The organism is Telmatobacter sp. DSM 110680, assembly GCF_039994875.1.
Lineage (GTDB): Bacteria > Acidobacteriota > Terriglobia > Terriglobales > Acidobacteriaceae > Telmatobacter.
In genome coordinates this window covers 2,999,852-3,017,145 of record NZ_CP121196.1, presented here as the reverse complement: position 1 = coordinate 3,017,145, position 17,294 = coordinate 2,999,852, and the positions used below count along the sequence as shown (strand labels likewise).

14 protein-coding genes are annotated in these 17,294 nt (G+C 56.3%); 7 read left to right on the top strand and 7 right to left on the bottom strand.

What is annotated here, in order from left to right:
* Positions 1-6 precede the first annotated feature (6 nt).
* Complete coding sequence (locus P8935_RS12375) at positions 7-1,050, bottom strand: hypothetical protein (protein WP_348260598.1); 1,044 nt, start codon at positions 1,048-1,050, stop codon at positions 7-9.
* Between the two features lie 38 nt (positions 1,051-1,088).
* On the bottom strand, positions 1,089-1,679 hold the full coding sequence (locus P8935_RS12370; RefSeq protein WP_348265333.1) for an aminodeoxychorismate/anthranilate synthase component II: 591 nt from the start codon (positions 1,677-1,679) through the stop codon (positions 1,089-1,091).
* 181 nt (positions 1,680-1,860) lie between these two features.
* Between P8935_RS12370 and P8935_RS12365 the strand changes: the two genes are divergently transcribed.
* Entirely contained in the window at positions 1,861-2,145 is a 285-nt protein-coding gene (locus P8935_RS12365) for an acylphosphatase (RefSeq protein WP_348260597.1), read from the top strand.
* A 161-nt stretch (positions 2,146-2,306) separates the two neighbouring features.
* Positions 2,307-2,855: an adenine phosphoribosyltransferase gene (locus P8935_RS12360; protein ID WP_348260596.1), complete on the top strand. Its 549-nt coding sequence runs from the start codon at positions 2,307-2,309 to the stop codon at positions 2,853-2,855.
* Between the two features lie 2 nt (positions 2,856-2,857).
* On the opposite strand, the gene P8935_RS12355 is transcribed toward P8935_RS12360, so the two are convergent.
* From P8935_RS12355 to P8935_RS12345, 3 genes are read right to left on the bottom strand one after another with little or no spacing between them, the layout of a single operon-like run.
* A complete protein-coding gene (locus P8935_RS12355; protein ID WP_348260595.1) occupies positions 2,858-4,567 on the bottom strand; it encodes a hypothetical protein in 1,710 nt (569 codons plus the stop codon).
* 50 nt (positions 4,568-4,617) lie between these two features.
* Positions 4,618-5,391, bottom strand: coding sequence for a response regulator transcription factor (locus P8935_RS12350; RefSeq protein ID WP_348260594.1), 774 nt, complete (start codon positions 5,389-5,391; stop codon positions 4,618-4,620).
* Positions 5,388-6,923, bottom strand: a complete 1,536-nt coding sequence (locus P8935_RS12345) for an ATP-binding protein (protein ID WP_348260593.1) — start codon at positions 6,921-6,923, stop codon at positions 5,388-5,390. The genes P8935_RS12350 and P8935_RS12345 overlap by 4 nt, the downstream gene beginning before the upstream one ends.
* A 638-nt stretch (positions 6,924-7,561) precedes the next feature.
* On the opposite strand from P8935_RS12345, the gene P8935_RS12340 reads away from it, so the two are divergent.
* The 5 genes from P8935_RS12340 (at position 7,562) to P8935_RS12320 (ending at position 14,522) form a co-directional block, all read left to right on the top strand.
* Positions 7,562-8,839 carry an outer membrane beta-barrel protein gene (locus tag P8935_RS12340; protein WP_348260592.1) on the top strand — a complete coding sequence of 426 codons (1,278 nt, stop codon included), beginning with the start codon at positions 7,562-7,564 and terminating at the stop codon, positions 8,837-8,839.
* 249 nt (positions 8,840-9,088) lie between these two features.
* Positions 9,089-10,876 carry an APC family permease gene (locus tag P8935_RS12335; protein WP_348260591.1) on the top strand — a complete coding sequence of 596 codons (1,788 nt, stop codon included), beginning with the start codon at positions 9,089-9,091 and terminating at the stop codon, positions 10,874-10,876.
* Between the two features lie 245 nt (positions 10,877-11,121).
* Positions 11,122-11,925 carry a protein phosphatase 2C domain-containing protein gene (locus P8935_RS12330; protein WP_348260590.1) on the top strand — a complete coding sequence of 268 codons (804 nt, stop codon included), beginning with the start codon at positions 11,122-11,124 and terminating at the stop codon, positions 11,923-11,925.
* A 91-nt stretch (positions 11,926-12,016) separates the two neighbouring features.
* Positions 12,017-12,991, top strand: coding sequence for a serine/threonine-protein kinase (locus P8935_RS12325; RefSeq protein WP_348260589.1), 975 nt, complete (start codon positions 12,017-12,019; stop codon positions 12,989-12,991).
* Between the two features lie 100 nt (positions 12,992-13,091).
* Positions 13,092-14,522, top strand: coding sequence for a glutamine synthetase family protein (locus P8935_RS12320; protein WP_348260588.1), 1,431 nt, complete (start codon positions 13,092-13,094; stop codon positions 14,520-14,522).
* A 75-nt stretch (positions 14,523-14,597) separates the two neighbouring features.
* Here P8935_RS12320 and P8935_RS12315 read toward each other — a convergent pair whose 3' ends face one another.
* Positions 14,598-15,398, bottom strand: coding sequence for a tetratricopeptide repeat protein (locus P8935_RS12315; RefSeq protein ID WP_348260587.1), 801 nt, complete (start codon positions 15,396-15,398; stop codon positions 14,598-14,600).
* Positions 15,395-17,125, bottom strand: a complete 1,731-nt coding sequence (locus P8935_RS12310; RefSeq protein ID WP_348260586.1) for a hypothetical protein — start codon at positions 17,123-17,125, stop codon at positions 15,395-15,397. Before P8935_RS12310 ends, P8935_RS12315 begins: the two co-directional genes overlap by 4 nt.
* Between the last annotated feature and the right edge of the window lie 169 nt (positions 17,126-17,294).

Here is a 17,294-nt window from a genome sequence, read left to right as displayed (position 1 = left end):
CGCGGACTATTCGGCCCCGAACAGTCGACGGAAGAAGTGGCCCATCCGCGTCATGAAGCCTGGCTTTTTATCACCCTTGACCTTCGGAGGTTTTTTGGTAGCTACCTCCACGTGAGGATTCGGAGTCCTTTTGGTCGAGGTGATGGTGTCGGTATCCGGTGGCGGCTCGCCACTCTTGTGAACAAAAGTATCCGTCGCTTCGGTCGGTGTGCCTGCGGGTACAGCTCCCGGAGGGCCGGGTGGCGCCAGCGGTGCTAGACCGGCACTTTGCGCTTCAGGAAATTCATTGCTGTTGGGATGCACCGGCGCAGGACAGCCGCAAGCCTCCTTTTCTTGATCCACCACCGAATACACGCTGCCGTGCTGAAACATCACGCGCTGGCCCGGCTGCACCCGATAGATGCCGCCGTCAAAGACGCTGGTCACCAGCACGTACGGAGCGTTCGTTCCTGCATTGTCCACGCACGTATCGCCGTGCTGCCCGAGCCGTACTTTTACATCAGCGGCACCCGGCGCACCAATCAAAATGCGAAAGTCAGGAGTAAGCAGAACGTCGGAGTTGCGACCCGTCGCGAAGCTCGCCTCAATCGCCCCGTGGTCAATCACCATCATGAGTCCCGGCACTTCGCCCTGGGGCACGCTGGCATCTGCAGCCAGCTTTACAGTGGTTGCAGCGCAGACTCGAAGCACGCCGCGCCGTGGCAGTGTCACTTCGGTCGTATTTGTGCCGGAGGTGATTGCTCCATTTGTCGCGATCATCGCCCTTCCATTAGCAACTTGCAGTGCACCGGTTACCATTGCCGCGCTGCTTGGATCCTTGCTGTCAAGCGGGACGATCGCGAGAGGTCCGGATTGTGTTGGTCCGTAGGATGTCGTGTTCTGTGATGCAGCGAGCGGCGCGGCCTGTGGAGTGTGTAGCGGAGTATTCGACGGAGCCGGTTGCGCTGGGGCCGGTTGCGCTTCCACAGGAGCAGCAGGCTGCACCGGCACTGACTGCGCGAAAAGTTGCGGCACCATCCATGCTGCTGCGAGAGCAAGTATCCGAACCATGGAGTGTTTCGTGAGCCTTGGCGAAGCTTGCATTGCGCCTACATTCCCAGAAAATTGCGGATCATCTGATGGCCGCCCTCGGTCAACACCGATTCAGGATGGAACTGCACGCCCTCGACGGGAAGAGTGCGGTGGCGCAGCCCCATAATGACAGACCCGACCGTCTTGCCTCTACCATTCGCTTCAGGCGTGCGGGCCGTGACCTCAAGCTCCTTAGGCAGCGAAGCTTCGGCCACAATCAATGAGTGGTAGCGTGTACACGTCAGCGGAGTCGGCAAACTGGAGAAAATCCCTTTGCCATCATGATCCACCTTGCTGGTCTTGCCATGCATCAGGGTGTGCGCTCGAACCACCTGCCCGCCAAACGCCTCTCCGATCGCCTGATGCCCAAGACAAACGCCAAGAATGGGCACCTTCCTGGCCATGTGCCGGATCAGCGGAACCAGAATTCCTGCCTCGCCCGGCGTGCAAGGCCCCGGCGAAAGCAGGATGCGTTCGGGCTTCAGTGCTTCAACCTCCTCCACAGTCAACTCGTCGTTGCGCCGCACCTCGACGTCGGCCCCAAGCTCGCCAAGGTACTGAACCAGGTTGTAGGTGAAGGAATCGTAGTTATCGAGTACAAAAACCATCGGTGAAACCAGTGTAGCGCGAGCCGCACCCTTGGCTGCAGACGGCTCTGCGGTCTTGAATCTGTCGTTATCTGGTTCTTCTTGATGTGAGTCGGCCTTCGAATACCCAATCAAGCCCGATCAGACCTCGGCAGTTGCAGGCAGGCAAGTGCATCTGAAAAACTGATTCCGGTCGAGATTGATGATGGTTCTTCACTTTCTAATTCAGGGCCGTGTGCAGGGCGTAGGCTTCCGGTGGTTCGTTCACCGCGAGGCCAGCGAACTCGAACTCCACGGCTGGGTTCGCAACACCGAAGACGGCGACGTGGAGGTGGTTGCGTCCGGCAGCCCTGAAGATCTCGCCGAATTGCGCGCAAGCCTCCGACAAGGTCCGCGCGGCAGCCGCGTAGATCGTCTCATCGAGCACTACCTTGACGACAACGAAGCCAAGAACCTGGATGCGTTCCGCATCGAAGGCGCGTGGTGAGAAAAATCTGGGGGCAGGCGCTAGGGAGTAAAACGCACCTGCAAGCCTCATCCGTTTTCTGAAACTATAAAGCAGGTCGTCATTCCCTATTCCCTGATCCGTGATCCCTAGTCCCCAGTCCCTAGTCCTCTATAATCATCAAGAAAGCAGACCTGACAAACATGCCTGAAGCAATCAAGCCCATTGATGTGGAAGCCCTGAAAGCGCTCGTGCGCACCGTACCCGATTTTCCCAAGCCTGGGATTCTTTTCTATGACATAACCACGCTGCTGAAGGACAAGACGGGTTTTGCCAAGCTGATCGACGCGCTTGCCGCTCACTACATCGAGAAAAAGATTGACCTGGTGCTGGGAATCGAGGCTCGCGGATTCATCTTTGGCCCCGCACTCGCCTATCGCCTGAACGCGGGCTTTGTGCCCGTACGCAAGCCGCGCAAGCTCCCTGCCCCGGTAGCTCGCGTCACCTATGACCTCGAATACGGATCGGACACACTTGAGATTCACATGGATGCCATCCAGCCCGGTCAGCGCGTCGTGCTCGTCGACGATCTGCTGGCTACGGGCGGCACGATGGAAGCTACCGTCAAGCTTGTAAAGCAACTAGGCGGCGAGATTACGGGACTTGCGTTTGCCGTAGAACTCGACTTCCTTAAAGGCCGCGATCGTTTCAAGGAATACGACGTCTTCAGCCTGCTGCATTACAACGAATAGGCTTAAGTGGCAAACGGGTCGGCGCCATCGAGCGAGCACCAGCGGTAGCGTCGATCTTCGCCTGAAGTGCCTGGACGGCTCCAGTGTTCCGGCGTTGTGGTGTCGAGCCAGTCCGTGGCACACACGTTGGATCCCCCACTGGCCGCAACTCGGAAGCCCTCGGAAATACGCTCCTTCAGGTCGGCAGCTGGAACGCGGGGATCAAGTGAGATAAATAGAGCCGCACCGCTCCGGGCAATGACATCTAGCCATTGGCGGTTGTGTTCCCATGGCACAGCTGGAGTAATTCCCACACAATCCGGATCTTGCGAGAAAAAAGTTCCGTTCTGCGGAAGTCGGAAGGCGAGCGTGTTTATTCCCATCTTCCGAGTTCTTTCCCAATGCTCTCCGCTCGTGTCATCACCGGTGCGTTGCGCTTCGAATACTCCAGCGGCAAGATGACCCACGGTATTGCATCCGAGGAGGAGTGTCCGCTCTCCAACAGCTTTGCGGATCGCCTCGTACAGCTCTCGAATAACTTCGGCGTTGGTACGGGAGCGATCGTGCAGGCTCCAACCGCCTGAGGTGGGATTTGGTCCCATCTCGGAACCCCAGCGCCCGAGGAGATCGAATGTTGTGTAGTCGTGCTTTACCAACTCAAATCCGAAATCAACTACCTCGGTTGCTTTGGCGAGGATCAACTGAAGCGCGTCAGGATGTGTGGGATCATATGCTACCTCTCTCGCTCGTTCCTTCTGCGTTCCGAAGCGAAGGTCGGGAAGCAGGAGATCTTTTGGCGCGGATGTTGGTGCTATGAGCGGCCTGATCCAAACGCCCGGGCGGACGTCGCGATGCTTGATCTCGGAAGCAAGTGCGCGCATGTCAGGAAACCGCGCAGGATCTCGCCACCCATCGTCGATCACGGTGTAAGGTCGCGCGACAAGCCCCGCTGAGAATTCGGCAACACGATCCGCATCGCGAAGTATTTGCGCGGCGGAGTTTTGTCCGTATGCGTAGTACCAGTCATTGGAACCATAGAGCGGGGAAGAAGGCAGTCTCGGTTTCTCGCACATTGCGCGGCAAAACGCACGCATAGACGACAGCGGTGGCTCTTCAGATTGTCCGTTACGCGTGACGACGATGGCAGCCTGAAGGCGGCGATTGCCTAGTTGTACTCCCTCTCCGCCGTTGCATACGTTCAGCCAGAGAGAGACTCCCTCCTGATCAAGTTGCCAGAAGCAAAGCGCACGGGCACCTGTTTTGACACCATATGCGTGACACGCCGCGCCATCCCAGGAAATGAAGTACCACGGCATCACGCGCTCGGGGATGATGCCTCGCCACGCAAGGTCGCCGTAGCTGCGCTCCCAGTGGTCGCCCAGGCAACGAAGCCGTGAATCAACGTCGACAGACCAGCGCAGATGCATATGCGTGAGCGCCAGAGAAGGGCTCGTAATCGTGATCGGCATTTGCTTGGCGTCAGGTGCAAATTCTACTTGGACACCATTTCCCTGCCATGCATTTGCTGAACGCGCGAGAGTAACTGGATGATCGATCCCAGTGAAGGCAGAAACCCTGTCGGGAACGCGAAGAATATCAAGCAGTGTGGAGGCACGCCCTGCTGACTTGCTCACATTGGTGGATTGAGATTGAGCTGAATCTGCAACAGAGCCTGCGGCGGTCACTGCCACAACGTGGCCGAGGAACGAACGTCGTGTGACGCCTTCTGGCATGAATCAGTCTCCATATTGATTTTGAGGCAACGATCTTCGGGACAAGCTTCTTATGACGCATTCTCCGCAACGTGTTCCTGATCGACACCTGCCGGGCCGGTTTCGCCGCTGTCGCCTTGCAACATCTGCGCATCGGCGAAACGATAGCCAACGTACACATCCGTCAGCAGGTAGATCGGCTTGGATGGGTCGTCTTCGATCTTCTTGCGAAGCTGCCTAATGAACGTACGAAGATACTCAACTTCTTCGCGGCAGTCCGCTCCCCACACCGCCGTCAGCAGCTTGGCGTACGACACAACGCGCCCTGCGCGGCTCATCAGGCAATACAGGATGTCGTATTCCTTGCGCGTAAGATGAACGGCCTGGCCGCGCTTGGTCACGGCGCGCTTGTCGGGAATGAGGCGAATCTCTCCGATTTCAATGGGCGCATCTTCAGCTCGTGCCGGAGCGTGCACCCTGCGCACCGCGGTGCGAATACGCGCAATGAGTTCGCGTGTGCTGAAGGGTTTGGTGACGTAGTCATCAGCGCCAAGTTCCAGGGCTTCAACCTTTTCTTCTTCGCCATCGCGCACCGTGAGCATAAGCACGGGTAGCCGGGGTGCAAATGCGCGAATGCGCCGCAATGTCTCAATGCCCCCAATACCCGGCATATTGATGTCGAGAAGTACTACATCGTACTGACTAGAGTGCAGCAAATGCAGCGCCTCTTCACCCCGAGAGGCTTCGCTGAATTGAAATCCAAGTTCGGCCAGCGGCGGCTTGAGCGCTCGGCGTATCGCGGACTCATCATCGACGATCAGAATGCGAATGGCGGGCTGGTTCATGAGACTTCCCTCTTTCTTGCCTGCGATGGTATTGCCGCGTAAAACGTATTGCCTTCATCCTGGTCGCTCGTAACCCAGACATATCCATCGTGAATGGTCGCCGCGCGCTTGGCCACGGAGAGACCAATGCCCGTACCAGATGCACGATTCGACGAGGTCGATGAGCGATAGTAGCGATCGAAGATGCGCTCACGATCAGCGATAGGGATCACGGGACCAAAGCTATGGACGGAGAAGATCACTTCGGCCTTCGACTGGATAGCACGGATCGTAATGGTTGTTCCGTAGATCGCATATTTACATGCATTGTCGATGTACTGCGAGAGAAGCATGGTCATCAGCCGTCGATCGCAGCACAGCACAAGGTTATCGTCGGGCATGTCGATCGCCACCTTCATTGACGCCAGCCGCTCACTCAGGCTGGCCACAACCTCGTCAATCAAGGAGGCGACACCCACCGGTACCGCGTGAACCGTGACTTCGCCCGCATCGAGACGAGCCGTTGTAAGCAAGCGCGTCGTCAAATCATTCAACAGATCGGCCTGTTCATTGATCAGGGAGACAAGTTCGCTTTGGCCGGCCGAAAGCTTGCCCATTTCGTTGAGTCCTGTCGAGGCAGCACGAATCGCCGTAAGCGGAGTTTTGTATTCGTGTGCGAGCGAGTCGAGAACCGTGGAGCGAAGTTGCTCAGTCTGGCGCTCTGTCTCGATGCGGCTCTCGTTCGCAAAGGCGCGATAACGATCGAATGTAACAGCAATCAAAGAAGCGATCGCGTTGTTGGTAAGTGGGCTGGTCTCACCGCGGATAACCACTGATCCAACCGGTACTGTGCCGAGACGAACTACGCGCCGAGCAATTCCAGTCTCGGGATCGTCATCCGATGTTTCGAAGTAGTACACGTTCTGTGCGAGTTCCTGGGGATCGACGTTCCAATAGCCAGCCTGGTACGTTTCATGCAGATCTGCGTCGAAGATCACCACCGCCTCGAGCGCAAAAATTTCATGAACCAGCTCAGCAAGTTGAGCACCGGGCTCTACATGCAGATTCATTTGCAAAGTGCGCCGAGTGAACTCGTAGAGGTCTTCCATCTGGCCTCCCCAGGAATCAGTCTCCCGGGCATGCTGTGTGACGCGTGCCGACAGGCGGCTGATCACCAGGGCAGTAAGAATGAACGCTACAAGCGTGATCGGGTTGGCAGGATTTGCCGCCGCGTTCAGTCCGGCTTGATGCGGAGCGAAGTAGCTCTGCACAGCTACCGCGGAGAAGGAAACGATAACGGCCTGCCAGAAGCCGCACCAAAGAGCAGTCGGCACAATAATGAGCAGATAAAGCAGGACTGCAACAGGAAACAGCCATTGCAGCCAGTGCACAAACACCCCAAGCAAAACCACCGAGAGAATGCCCAGGGCACACTCCGTGGAAAACAGCAGCGCCTTCAGCCCGGACCCGCGCACACGCCGTACTGGAAACACAGTGCGCAGAGGTATGTATGTTCCAGACAACCGGCTGCCATCCTTTCTATCAAGTGCCATGCAATTTGAGTCACCTTGAGAGTGAGTGGACCGCTCATGTTGATTGCTTGCATCTGAGCAGAGTGAGATCAGCAGCTTGATCGGGCTGCACAGTCTGCTGAGGCCGAGGATCTAATTTCCAGAGAATCACCGGATTCAGGAAAACATCCTCGCGGACATCTTTCTTTCCTTCCCAAGGGGTGATTTTCTGGCCGCGGAGATTGTTTGTAGATTTTACCAGTTCTTAATTTGATTTTTATGAGGTAAGGCGTAAAGAACCGCAACGGCGAGCAGCCATTATCCGCTTAAGTCGTCACCAGTACACCGGTTGCTGAAGACGGTGATACATCCCCCATACAAATTCTTTTGATTATCCTCATCTCTTCTTTATGCATTCCTTGCATTAATAATGTCAGCCGCACTTATTCAGTAGCTGAACGGAGCAGCGCTCACCGCGCGAGACTTCATCATCTTTGCCTCGGCAACGACACAATCCTCGTGTGTCGCCTTTCCCGGGCCTGACTGCAAGGTAGTCCGAACGAAAGAGACTGAGTCAACCACCTCACCTCTCGCATAGAGGCATCACATTTCACCGAGGGCCTCGCATCGCACATAGCGCCTCTCGTATCTCATATCCATTTTCTTTTTCAGGAGGAATCGTGTCGATATCTCTCAAGTTGAATCGCATCATCCTGCAGTCCCTTGTTGCAGCGTCGCTCGCCACGGCTATTGCAGGTGCGCAGGCGCCAGCAACTGTCGCAACGGCTGCACCACCTGCAACCACCCCAGCAACACCAGCCGCCGCCACCGATCCAGCACCAGAAGCCGCGCCCGCTCCAACTGCGCTCTCTACGTTCGTTCTCACGGGTCCGCTGCAATGGCTTCCTCCGGCGACCTTTGATGCGGGACCGCTGGGCAAGCTGAGCGTCAATGGCATTATCACCGGTTTCTCGCAGTTCCAGAGCAATCACGTTCCGGGGGACGACGCCGCACAGGCGACCCTGAGCAACGGACAGATCTTCATTCAAAAAGCAGACGGAAAAGTTCAGTACTACATCCAGGCGGGCGTTTACACCATGCAGGCACTCTCAGTGCCTTTTACTGATGCCCAAACCACGGTGAAGAATACCTATGGGCCGGTTCCGGTCGCCTACCTGAAGCTCCAAGCAGGCAAGAACACCCAGTTCCTGATCGGCTCTCTTCCTACGCTGATGGGCGCCGAGTCCACCTTTACTTACCAGAACTTCAACATTGAGCGTGGCATTGTTTGGAACCAGGAAAACGCCATCAACAAGGGCATCCAGATAAATCAGACCCTCAATAAATATCTGAGTGCCTCGGTTAGTTGGAACGACGGTTACTATTCCAACCGCTACTCGTGGCTTTCGGGCTCGGTGACTCTTACCAAGGGGCCACACGTACTTGTGTACGACGGGATGGGGAACCTCGGACAGACCGTTTTTGAAACGGCGGCTACGCCTATCCAGAACAACGGCTACATGCACGCCGTGATCTACACCTACACCAAGGGCCCGTGGATCATTTCGCCGTACTTCCAGTATGGCAAGCTTCCGACCAATGCGAAGGTAGGCGTCGTCAACGGCACATCCGCAACCGGTGGCGCGCTCAACGTTAGCTACGCCTTCAAAAGTGGCTTCTCTCTTCCGGCGCGTGTCGAATACCTGACGAGTTCGGGGAGCGCAACCGATGGTTCCGTTAACATGCTGGGCTTCGGGGCTGGCAGTTCGGGCACCACTTTCACCGCAACGCCAACCTACCAGAAGGGCGGTATGTACGTTCGCGGCGACCTCGCGTGGGTGCATGCAACGGACTACACGCCGGGAAGTGTCTTTGGCAGCTCAGGAACAAATGCGGACCAGTTCCGGGGCGCTCTTGAATTCGGCTTTATCTTCGGGAAAAACGTAACCGAAAAATAGCAGAGCTGATTTAAAAATCCCGTCCTTGAAGTGACAACAAAACTCCGAGGACGGGATGCATCCCCGCAAAGTCCTCAACCCCGAAACGGTCCGATTCTTCATTTCATCTTCATCGACCACTACGTAGCATTCACATAACCCAGAAACAGCAGGCTTCACGCCGGACTTTGATCCGGCCAGCCTCAAAACAAGCCCGTTACTCATACGCGGGAGAAGACCGTAAAAACTTCATTTTCCAGGAGAATCTAAATGGCAGAACAGAAAGCACCACAGATGCAGGCAACTCTGGGCCTAACCGGGTTGACCAGCAACGCAATGGCGCTGATTGCTCCGGGCGCCTTTCTTTGGCTCACGTTCTTCATCCAGGCGACAACGGGAACCGCAGGGCAGCCTTCCACGGCGCCATCGATGTGGTGGGGCATCCTGCTGGCGCTGGGACTTTGTCTAGCCACTGCCGTTGCCTACGCGGAGATCTCCAAGCTCTATCCAGGCACAGGCTCCAGCTACTACTACGCGGAGCAGGCGCTGCTCTCCAAAGACAAGGCCTTCAAGTACGCCCGCATCGCGAAGTTCGTTGTCGGCTGGGGCTCGCACTTGTACTACTGGGTTTACCCAGGCGTGATGGTGGCCACTACCGGCATCTTCGTCGGCTACGTCGTCGGATTCTTCTATCCGAACTTCATCAGCGGTTCCAATCCCGGACCGGTTTTCATGGGTTTGGTCGCCATCGCGTTCTCGTTCTTTGTTGCCTGGATCGCCCAGAAGGGCGCGGGAGCATCGACGGCCGTCAACCTCGCCATTAACGTAATTCAGATATCCGCACTACTGGTATTCAGCGTGCTCGCCCTGGGTTATCGCGCCAATCATCCAGCAGGATCACCGGCGTTTAACTACGACGGCCAGTCGCTCGCGACCTACACCTATCAATTCGCCACCGCCAAGGACGGTTCTGTCGTTCGCGACGCCAGCGGCGTTCCCCAGCCTCAGCTCGACAAGGCCGGCAAGCCGGTTCCATTCACGATTGACTATCCCGCAGCGGACGCCAGCGGCAACATGCTCACACACACCTCCGCGAAGTCTGTCGTCTCGCCACACAAATTCAGCTGGGTATTTATTCAGGCGACGGTTGCGATTCTGATCCTTGTCGGTTTTGAATCGGTGACGGCGATGGGAGGCGAGGCAAAAAATCCGACTAAACATATTCCAATCGCCGTAATCGCTTCGCTGCTGATTCAGGGCTTGGTCTGTTATCTGATTGAGTATTTTGCCGCAAACTATTTCCTGAATTCCGGGTACACGATGCAGAGTGCCGCGGGATCGGCGGCGCCCATCGGCGACATGATGATCATCGTCGGGGACGCTCTGCTTGGCCAGGGACATGGAAAGTACTTCATGATGGCCGAAGCGATTACTGTGTTCCTTGCCCTCATCGGAACCACGCTGAGCTGCATGAATACCGGTGCTCGCGTCACCTATGCAATGGGTAAGGACGACGAAGCACCCGAGCACTTCGGCATGCTTCACGCCGAATCGCTTTCACCACGCCGCGCCATCTGGACGTTGGCTGCTATCTCCGCAGTTCTCGGATGCCTCGCCGTAACGCTCGTCTTCGCCGACGCCAGTGCGCCGACGGATGCGACCATCGCGGCACTTCCTCATGGCATCTTTTCGAGCTTCGGCTACTCCACACACGACAAGATGGCCGCCTTGCCCAACTCTCTGCTGACCATCACCCTCACATCCAACTTCGGCACGTTCATTCTGTATGCGCTCAGTTGCTTCCTGTGCATGGTCGCGTTCCATAAACGTCCTGATCACAATTTTGTGAAACACACGTTGATTCCGGGCTTTGGTCTGCTGGCGAACTTGGCTTGTATGGCCGTTTACGTCCTCGGACCCTTCTTCAACCTCGGCACCAAGATGGAGCCACTTACTGCACTCGGCATTTCGGGAGTCTGGGGCCTCTACGGCGCGGTTTACTTCCTGAGATCATCGAAAGCCAAGGGCAAAGCGGTACTCGTAGAAGTCAAAGGCTAGACAAACGACGTCAAATTGAATGCAACCTTGGGTGGCTTTCCTGAGTGGCACCTTTCAGAAGGCCGCGGATGGAAACCACCCAAGTATTTTTGGCAGAATCCAAGCATATGAACTTCGGCGTCCTTCTTTCATGATGCGCACGATATGCGAATTCACCCCGCGAACAAGGACCCTTCCGCGGGGAACCAATCAACTCCGCGGGCAGAGCACCTCGCGCGCGAGAAACCCGATGAGGCGACCGGTCCATGTTGGACGTAGTGTTTGGCCAGGCTACTGACCCCGGCAAGACGCGCAAAAATAACGAAGACTCCATGGGGTCCTTCATTCCTAATTCGCGCCACCAGGCGCGGTCCCACGGTTATCTCTTTGTAGTTGCCGATGGTGTGGGAGGCCTCGATCTGGGCGAAATCGCATCCTCCACCGCGGTCTCAGTTCTCGTGCAGGAATTTGAGAAAGCGCAGGGCGGCGCCATGCTCATCAGCCTTTTGCCGCGCCTGGTACAGCATGCCAATGCCGCAGTGCATGACCGCACTCTCGCTTCCGAGTTCCGCGGAAAGAAGATGGCGACCACAGCCGTAGCCTGCGCTCTGCGCCACGATCAGGCCATCGTCTCCCATGTTGGCGATTCCCGTTGCTACCTCGTACGCAAGGGCGTGGCAAAGCAGATCACGCAGGATCACACATGGGTCAACGAGCAAAGAAAAATGGGCGTCATCTCTGCAAGTGATATCGCCACATCCGAATCCCGCCACGTCCTGATCCGCTCACTCGGACCCGAAATGTTCGTTTCGCCTGACACCACAGCGCTCACCCTGCAAGCCGGCGACGTACTTGTACTCTGCTCCGATGGACTGCACGATGAAATGCCCGCAGACACGATGGCTTCCATCGTCACTCAGAACAAACCACTCGATGAGATTGCGCAGGAATTGGTCGCGCGAGCTGTGGAGATCGATGGCAATGACAACACCACTGCGCAGGTCATTCGCGTGCGATCAGTCGAGCAGGTGGGCATGTATCGTGGTCGGCCCTACCGACTCCCCTCCTGAACATCTCCGCGCAGTCTTATGAAATCCTTACAGTCAAGCCCCCTGAACTCGATACAGTAGAAGAAGCACAAGCACTGGAGCACGCCGCCCCATGGGCATACTCGACACCATCGAAACTGGTTCGACAATCGACTCTTACCGCATTGAAGCGCCGATCGCGCGAAGCGGTATGGCTTCGATCTTTCGCGCCGTGGATACGCGGGACAATCGTGTCGTCGCCTTGAAAATTCCACATCCTGATATGGAAGCCGATCCGATTCTTTTTGATCGCTTCAAACGCGAATCGGAAATTGGCGAGAAGCTCGATCACCCCATGGTGATGCGCGTGTTCGGCGGCGAAAAGCGCTCGCGTATTTACATGGTGATGGAGTGGTGCGATGGAAGATTGTTGCGCGAGATCCTCTCCGAAGGCCGGATGCCGCAGGATCGCGCTATTCGTATAGCCATCGAGGTTCTCGAAGGACTCGAGTACATTCACGAGCAAGGCGTGATTCACCGCGATTTGAAGCCAGAAAACATCATGGTCGACGCTAATGACAACATCAAGCTGATCGACTTCGGCATTGCAGGAGATTCGGCCGCGCGCCGGCTCACCTACGCCAACTTCACCGCCACACTGGGGACCGCCGACTACATCTCTCCCGAGCAAGTAAAGGGGAAACGCGGAGATCGCCGCTCTGATATTTACGCCGTCGGCATCATCCTTTACGAAATGCTCGCGGGCCGACTTCCCTTCTCCGGTTCCTCGCCCATGGAGATCATGAATGATCGGCTCTTGAATCATCCAATGCCACCGGCACTTGCCGAGCCTTCGATCTCGCCACAGCTTCAGGAGGTCCTGTATCGAGCCCTTGAACGCGACCCCCAGAATCGTTATGCCAACGCCCGCGAATTTGCACATGATTTGCAACATCTGAACGAGGTTGGCGTTGAGGATCGAGTCGAATTGCGCGATTGGAACAAGCGAAAATCCCACATGAAGCGGCAGGTTCTTTACTACGGCGCGCTCGCCCTGATTCCAGTTGTTATCCTGTTGTTGATGATGCTCGTAGCTCGGCACAAGTAGCCAATCACTTAGCTGCAATCTTCACGGGTTCCTTATACAAGAAACCCTAGACTGATCATTGAACGCCCCAACAACTTTTTTGTCAGCTGGAAGGAGAGCCATGTCATCCGATTACCGTAATTTTCTTGCCCTCTCGTACGAGGAGCTCGAAGAACTGAACTTGGAAGCTAAGGCAGATCGCATGAATCGTCTGCCGTTTGAAGAGGTTCGCGACAAGAGGATCAAGTATCTGACGGATCAGAAGCACATCAAGGCTGTAACGGTATTGTTCTCCGACCTTGAAGGTCGCCTGCACCTGTTGGACTACGATAAGAAGTTTCTACTCGGTTCGCACGAGAACCTGACCTTTGACGGCTCCTCGATCCGCGGATTCACCGCGCAAAAGGAAAGCGATCTGCGTCTGGGCATCGACTGGAGCGCCTTCTACTGGGTTCCGGCTGACGTGTTCGGCAATGGCAAGGTGCTGGTGTTCGGCACCGTCATCGACAAGGACGGCACACCCTACTCCGGCGACCTACGCGGTGTGCTCAAGGCCTACTCCGAGAAACTTTACAAGGACAAGGGCTACACGCTGAACGCTGCCAACGAAATTGAAGGCTTTCTCTTTGCCGGCAAAGATGCGGAGCGGCACTACCACGAGACGTTGAAATTCGACTTCATCAATACCGGCGGCTACTACCACGTGCTGCCCCTCGATCCCCTGCGCCAGTTCATCGACACGGCTGCTGAAGTGCAGCGCGCCATGGGCTTCCAGAACGAAAAGGATCACCCCGAAGTTGCGCCCAGCCAGTTCGAAATCAACTACGGTTACGGCGAAGTTGTCGCAGCCGCTGACCAAATTCAGCTCTACAAGTTGCTCTGCCGCCAGATCGCTAACAACATGGGATACACCGCATGCTTTCTGCCTAAGCCAGTCGTCGGCGTCAACGGCAGCGGCATGCATACAAACGTCTCCGTCTCCAAGGACAAGGTCAACCTGATGTGGGATCCCAAAGGCCAGGAGATGCTTTCCGGATTTGGGTGGAAGTTCATCGACCGCATTCTAACCAGCGCGCTGGATATCTGCCTGATCCTGAACCCCAGTGTCAACGCATATCGTCGCCTTGATCCGCACTTCGAAGCTCCGAACCAGATCAAGGCATCAGCCACCGATCGTGGCTCCATGGTGCGCGTGCCCATCGGCAACTCGCGCTCGATGCGTGTTGAGGTTCGGTCCGTCGCACCGGATGCGAATCCTTACCTGGCTCTTTACTCGATCTTCAAGACCGGCATCGATGGCAACACGGCCAAGATCAAGAATCTCCGTCAGGCCGAGCGCTACCTGCCTGATCATATTCAAGCGGCCATCGACGACTTCAAGGGTTCGGAGTGGATCGCCGAAATCCTTGGTTCGGACGTGCAGGGACGTTTCGCCGATCTGAAGCAAGCCTCTGCAAACCGCTGCGCACGCGACCTCGGCACCTTCGTCAAGGCTCCTGAAGTGCAGTTCCACCACGAGATTTACAACCAGTCGCTCTGGAACTTGTTTTAGCCCGAGCGTCTCATCTCAAATCAAAGAGGCGCGGCCAGCAATGGTCGCGCCTCTTCATTTGCGATTGTCAGCGAATCAGTGATCCTTCGCTTCGGCGGTGCCGGTCTTGCGCTCCTTAATGATCCGCAACACCGCTTCCGCTTCTGCTTTCCTGCCCGACTGCGTTAGAACGTCGGCAAGTTGAGAGGCAAGCTCAACAGCATCAGGATAAGTGTTCAAAGCATCGCGAAGAATACGTTCGGCATCTTCGCGTTTTCCTTCCAGCACGTAAGCTGTCCCGAGATTCATCGCCTGGTGCACCGTGCGTTGGGGAACAAGGCGTGGCTTGTCGAGCAACTCGATTGTGCCTTTGCTGTCGTGATCTGCAATAAGATCGTCTGACAGGGCATCAAGAGCATAGGAATACTCCGGATCGATATCCAGCGCCGAGCGCCACTCCGTCTCAGCCTCGGGCCGCGCATGCGCATCGTCCTGCGCCCGCGCTAGCAGCAGATGAAGCTTGATCTCGTTGTAGCCGGATTGCTCGGCTGCCTGCAGGGCTGGGATCGCTTCTTTTGCGTCGCCTGCATAATACAGGCTCGCCCCAAACATAAAAGCGACGTGCGGCATGTCCTTCTGTTTTGGATCCATCTGTAGCGAGGTCGCAAAAGCTTCGGCGGCGCAGGTGTAGTTGTCATGCTCGCCAAACCACGCACCGAGATCATTCAACGCAGTTGGATCCGGCTTGCCTGCGAAGCGCGCCTTCATGGAATCGGGAGGTGCGCAGGGCTCCTGCGCACCTCCCGCAAATGCCGCAACGCCCCACGCAAAGATCAGTACGCTAAACCGCAATGAAGATACCCGCGCGTGTCGACTTCCGTTGATGCCTGTCCTCATTTGCCAGTCGCCGCAGTCTGAACTCCATCGGCCACATGCACCTCGATCTGGTCAATGCCATCTGGGTTGATGTTTACAAACTCCGGAATATTCACCGCGCGATTCGAGGCCGTCGCATTATCAATCAGAATCGCCGGACTCGAGTTACCCTGCTCATCGATATGAGTAAGATACATCTGCGTGTACGGCGAGCGGGCCTTCGATGAGAACACTAGCCACCGCCCATTGGGCGACCAGCTGTGCCATGAATTCATCAATCGGGTGTTGGAGCGCAGCCGCCGCGCCGTTCCACCCTCTGCTGGAATGATGTACAGCTGACTGTCCGGCCGCATCAGTTGTCCATTCTTGCACTGCACGAAGACAATCCACTTGCCATCCGGCGAGATCTTCGGAAAGTTGTTGCTCATTCCATTTTGTGAAGCGCCCTTGATCGGCTCCGGCGTTCCGCCCTTCCCGCCATTGAAGGGAATGCGATATAGCTCATACTTAATCTGCGCTTCGTTGGCATCATTGGCATGCGTGGCACGGCCCTGACCCGGCGGACGCGGATCGCGCGCCTCGGCTCGTGCGAAGACAATGTACTTTCCGTCGGGACTCCACACACCGTCTGTCTGCACATATTTCGGATCATCTGCGCCCGGCAACGGTTCACGCAGTCCCGTAGCGCGGTTAAGGTACTCCAGAATTCCTTTCGTTGGGAAAAAGACCTGCAAGAAGCGATAGTCCGTAAAATTGGTCACGTAGTAACTGTCGATCAGCCTGCTCAACTCCGGACCTGCAAAGGTGCTCAGAACGTATTGGCCGTTGGGCGAAACCTGCGACATGAACCCGACGCGGACTGTCCCGACCTTGCCGTCGGTATTCCAATGCACCATGTCCTTGCTCTGGATCACCATGTGCTTTTGCACGGGGACCACCGCGTACAGGCCCTTGTCGTTTGCAGGGCCGTCGATATCCATGCCAAAAGTCTTGCCATCGGCCGAGAACGAATGGCAGTTGGCGCAGGTGGGCATATCCTTCAGCACGGTGTGGCTTTCTGGCTTGCGGATATCGCGAATGCGCCAGTGGATCAGGTGAATGTTGGACTGCGCGAGGGGCGCGACCGCGCCGCCGCTGCTCGATGCCGGCATCAGCGGAACATCGCGATAAAAAATCGGCGCGTTTACTTCGTCCTTAGAAGTGGTAAACCGGACATGCGACTGCGAGTAGGCTTCTTTCCCGTCGCGATACCCAGTGATGGTAACGGTGGCTTGACTGTTCGCCGAGTGCGTCTGGATTGCGGCCCACTCCGCGGCATCGGGCTTCCAGGTCCAGGTAGCGGCTTGCTGTGGTGTCAGCGCGGGCGGAGAGTTAGAATCGGCCACACAATCCGGATCAATCGGGCCAATCTGCATGCGCTCTCCTTTTGAAGTCGCATGAATGGGAGCAGAACTGTCAGCAAACGAAATGTCGATGCTCCAGGAAGTCCCAGCTGCATCGCGCCAAAGAAAAGTAGGCGGAGTAATGCCAGGCGGAAAGATCGAGCCGTCTTCCGGATAATCGATAGAGATCTGCGTCAGGACTGCTGCTTCGGAGCGTGCAGCAAATGCCCGAGTGGTAACGGGAACTTCAATCCGGCTGGATCTATCGGCAGGCAGAAAGAGGACGGTTAGGAGAACGACGACAAACATTGTGCCCTGACGCAGCGTTCCCCAAAACATCTGCGCGATTTTGCTTCCTCGATGCACTGTTCCTCCAAGGAGCTTTTGCCTCTGCATCGAGGAACAATGAAGCAAACTGGCTGCTTACGCTTGCAGTTCGCTCAATGCTAACGGGAGCCCGGAATTTCTTTTCTGACTGGCGAAGTCGTGACCTGCATCATTCCTGATGCTTGGTCGTAGGAAGACAGGAATGATG

Bases quoted from the DNA above. Each gene is read 5' to 3' on its own strand.
- P8935_RS12375 (WP_348260598.1), bottom strand. From the start codon at position 1,050: ATGGTTCGGATACTTGCTCTCGCAGCAGCATGGATGGTGCCGCAACTT.
- P8935_RS12370 (WP_348265333.1), bottom strand. From the start codon at position 1,679: ATGGTTTTTGTACTCGATAACTACGATTCCTTCACCTACAACCTGGTT.
- P8935_RS12365 (WP_348260597.1), top strand. From the start codon at position 1,861: ATGATGGTTCTTCACTTTCTAATTCAGGGCCGTGTGCAGGGCGTAGGC.
- P8935_RS12360 (WP_348260596.1), top strand. From the start codon at position 2,307: ATGCCTGAAGCAATCAAGCCCATTGATGTGGAAGCCCTGAAAGCGCTC.
- P8935_RS12355 (WP_348260595.1), bottom strand. From the start codon at position 4,567: ATGCCAGAAGGCGTCACACGACGTTCGTTCCTCGGCCACGTTGTGGCA.
- P8935_RS12350 (WP_348260594.1), bottom strand. From the start codon at position 5,391: ATGAACCAGCCCGCCATTCGCATTCTGATCGTCGATGATGAGTCCGCG.
- P8935_RS12345 (WP_348260593.1), bottom strand. From the start codon at position 6,923: ATGGCACTTGATAGAAAGGATGGCAGCCGGTTGTCTGGAACATACATA.
- P8935_RS12335 (WP_348260591.1), top strand. From the start codon at position 9,089: ATGGCAGAACAGAAAGCACCACAGATGCAGGCAACTCTGGGCCTAACC.
- P8935_RS12330 (WP_348260590.1), top strand. From the start codon at position 11,122: ATGTTGGACGTAGTGTTTGGCCAGGCTACTGACCCCGGCAAGACGCGC.
- P8935_RS12325 (WP_348260589.1), top strand. From the start codon at position 12,017: ATGGGCATACTCGACACCATCGAAACTGGTTCGACAATCGACTCTTAC.
- P8935_RS12320 (WP_348260588.1), top strand. From the start codon at position 13,092: ATGTCATCCGATTACCGTAATTTTCTTGCCCTCTCGTACGAGGAGCTC.
- P8935_RS12315 (WP_348260587.1), bottom strand. From the start codon at position 15,398: ATGAGGACAGGCATCAACGGAAGTCGACACGCGCGGGTATCTTCATTG.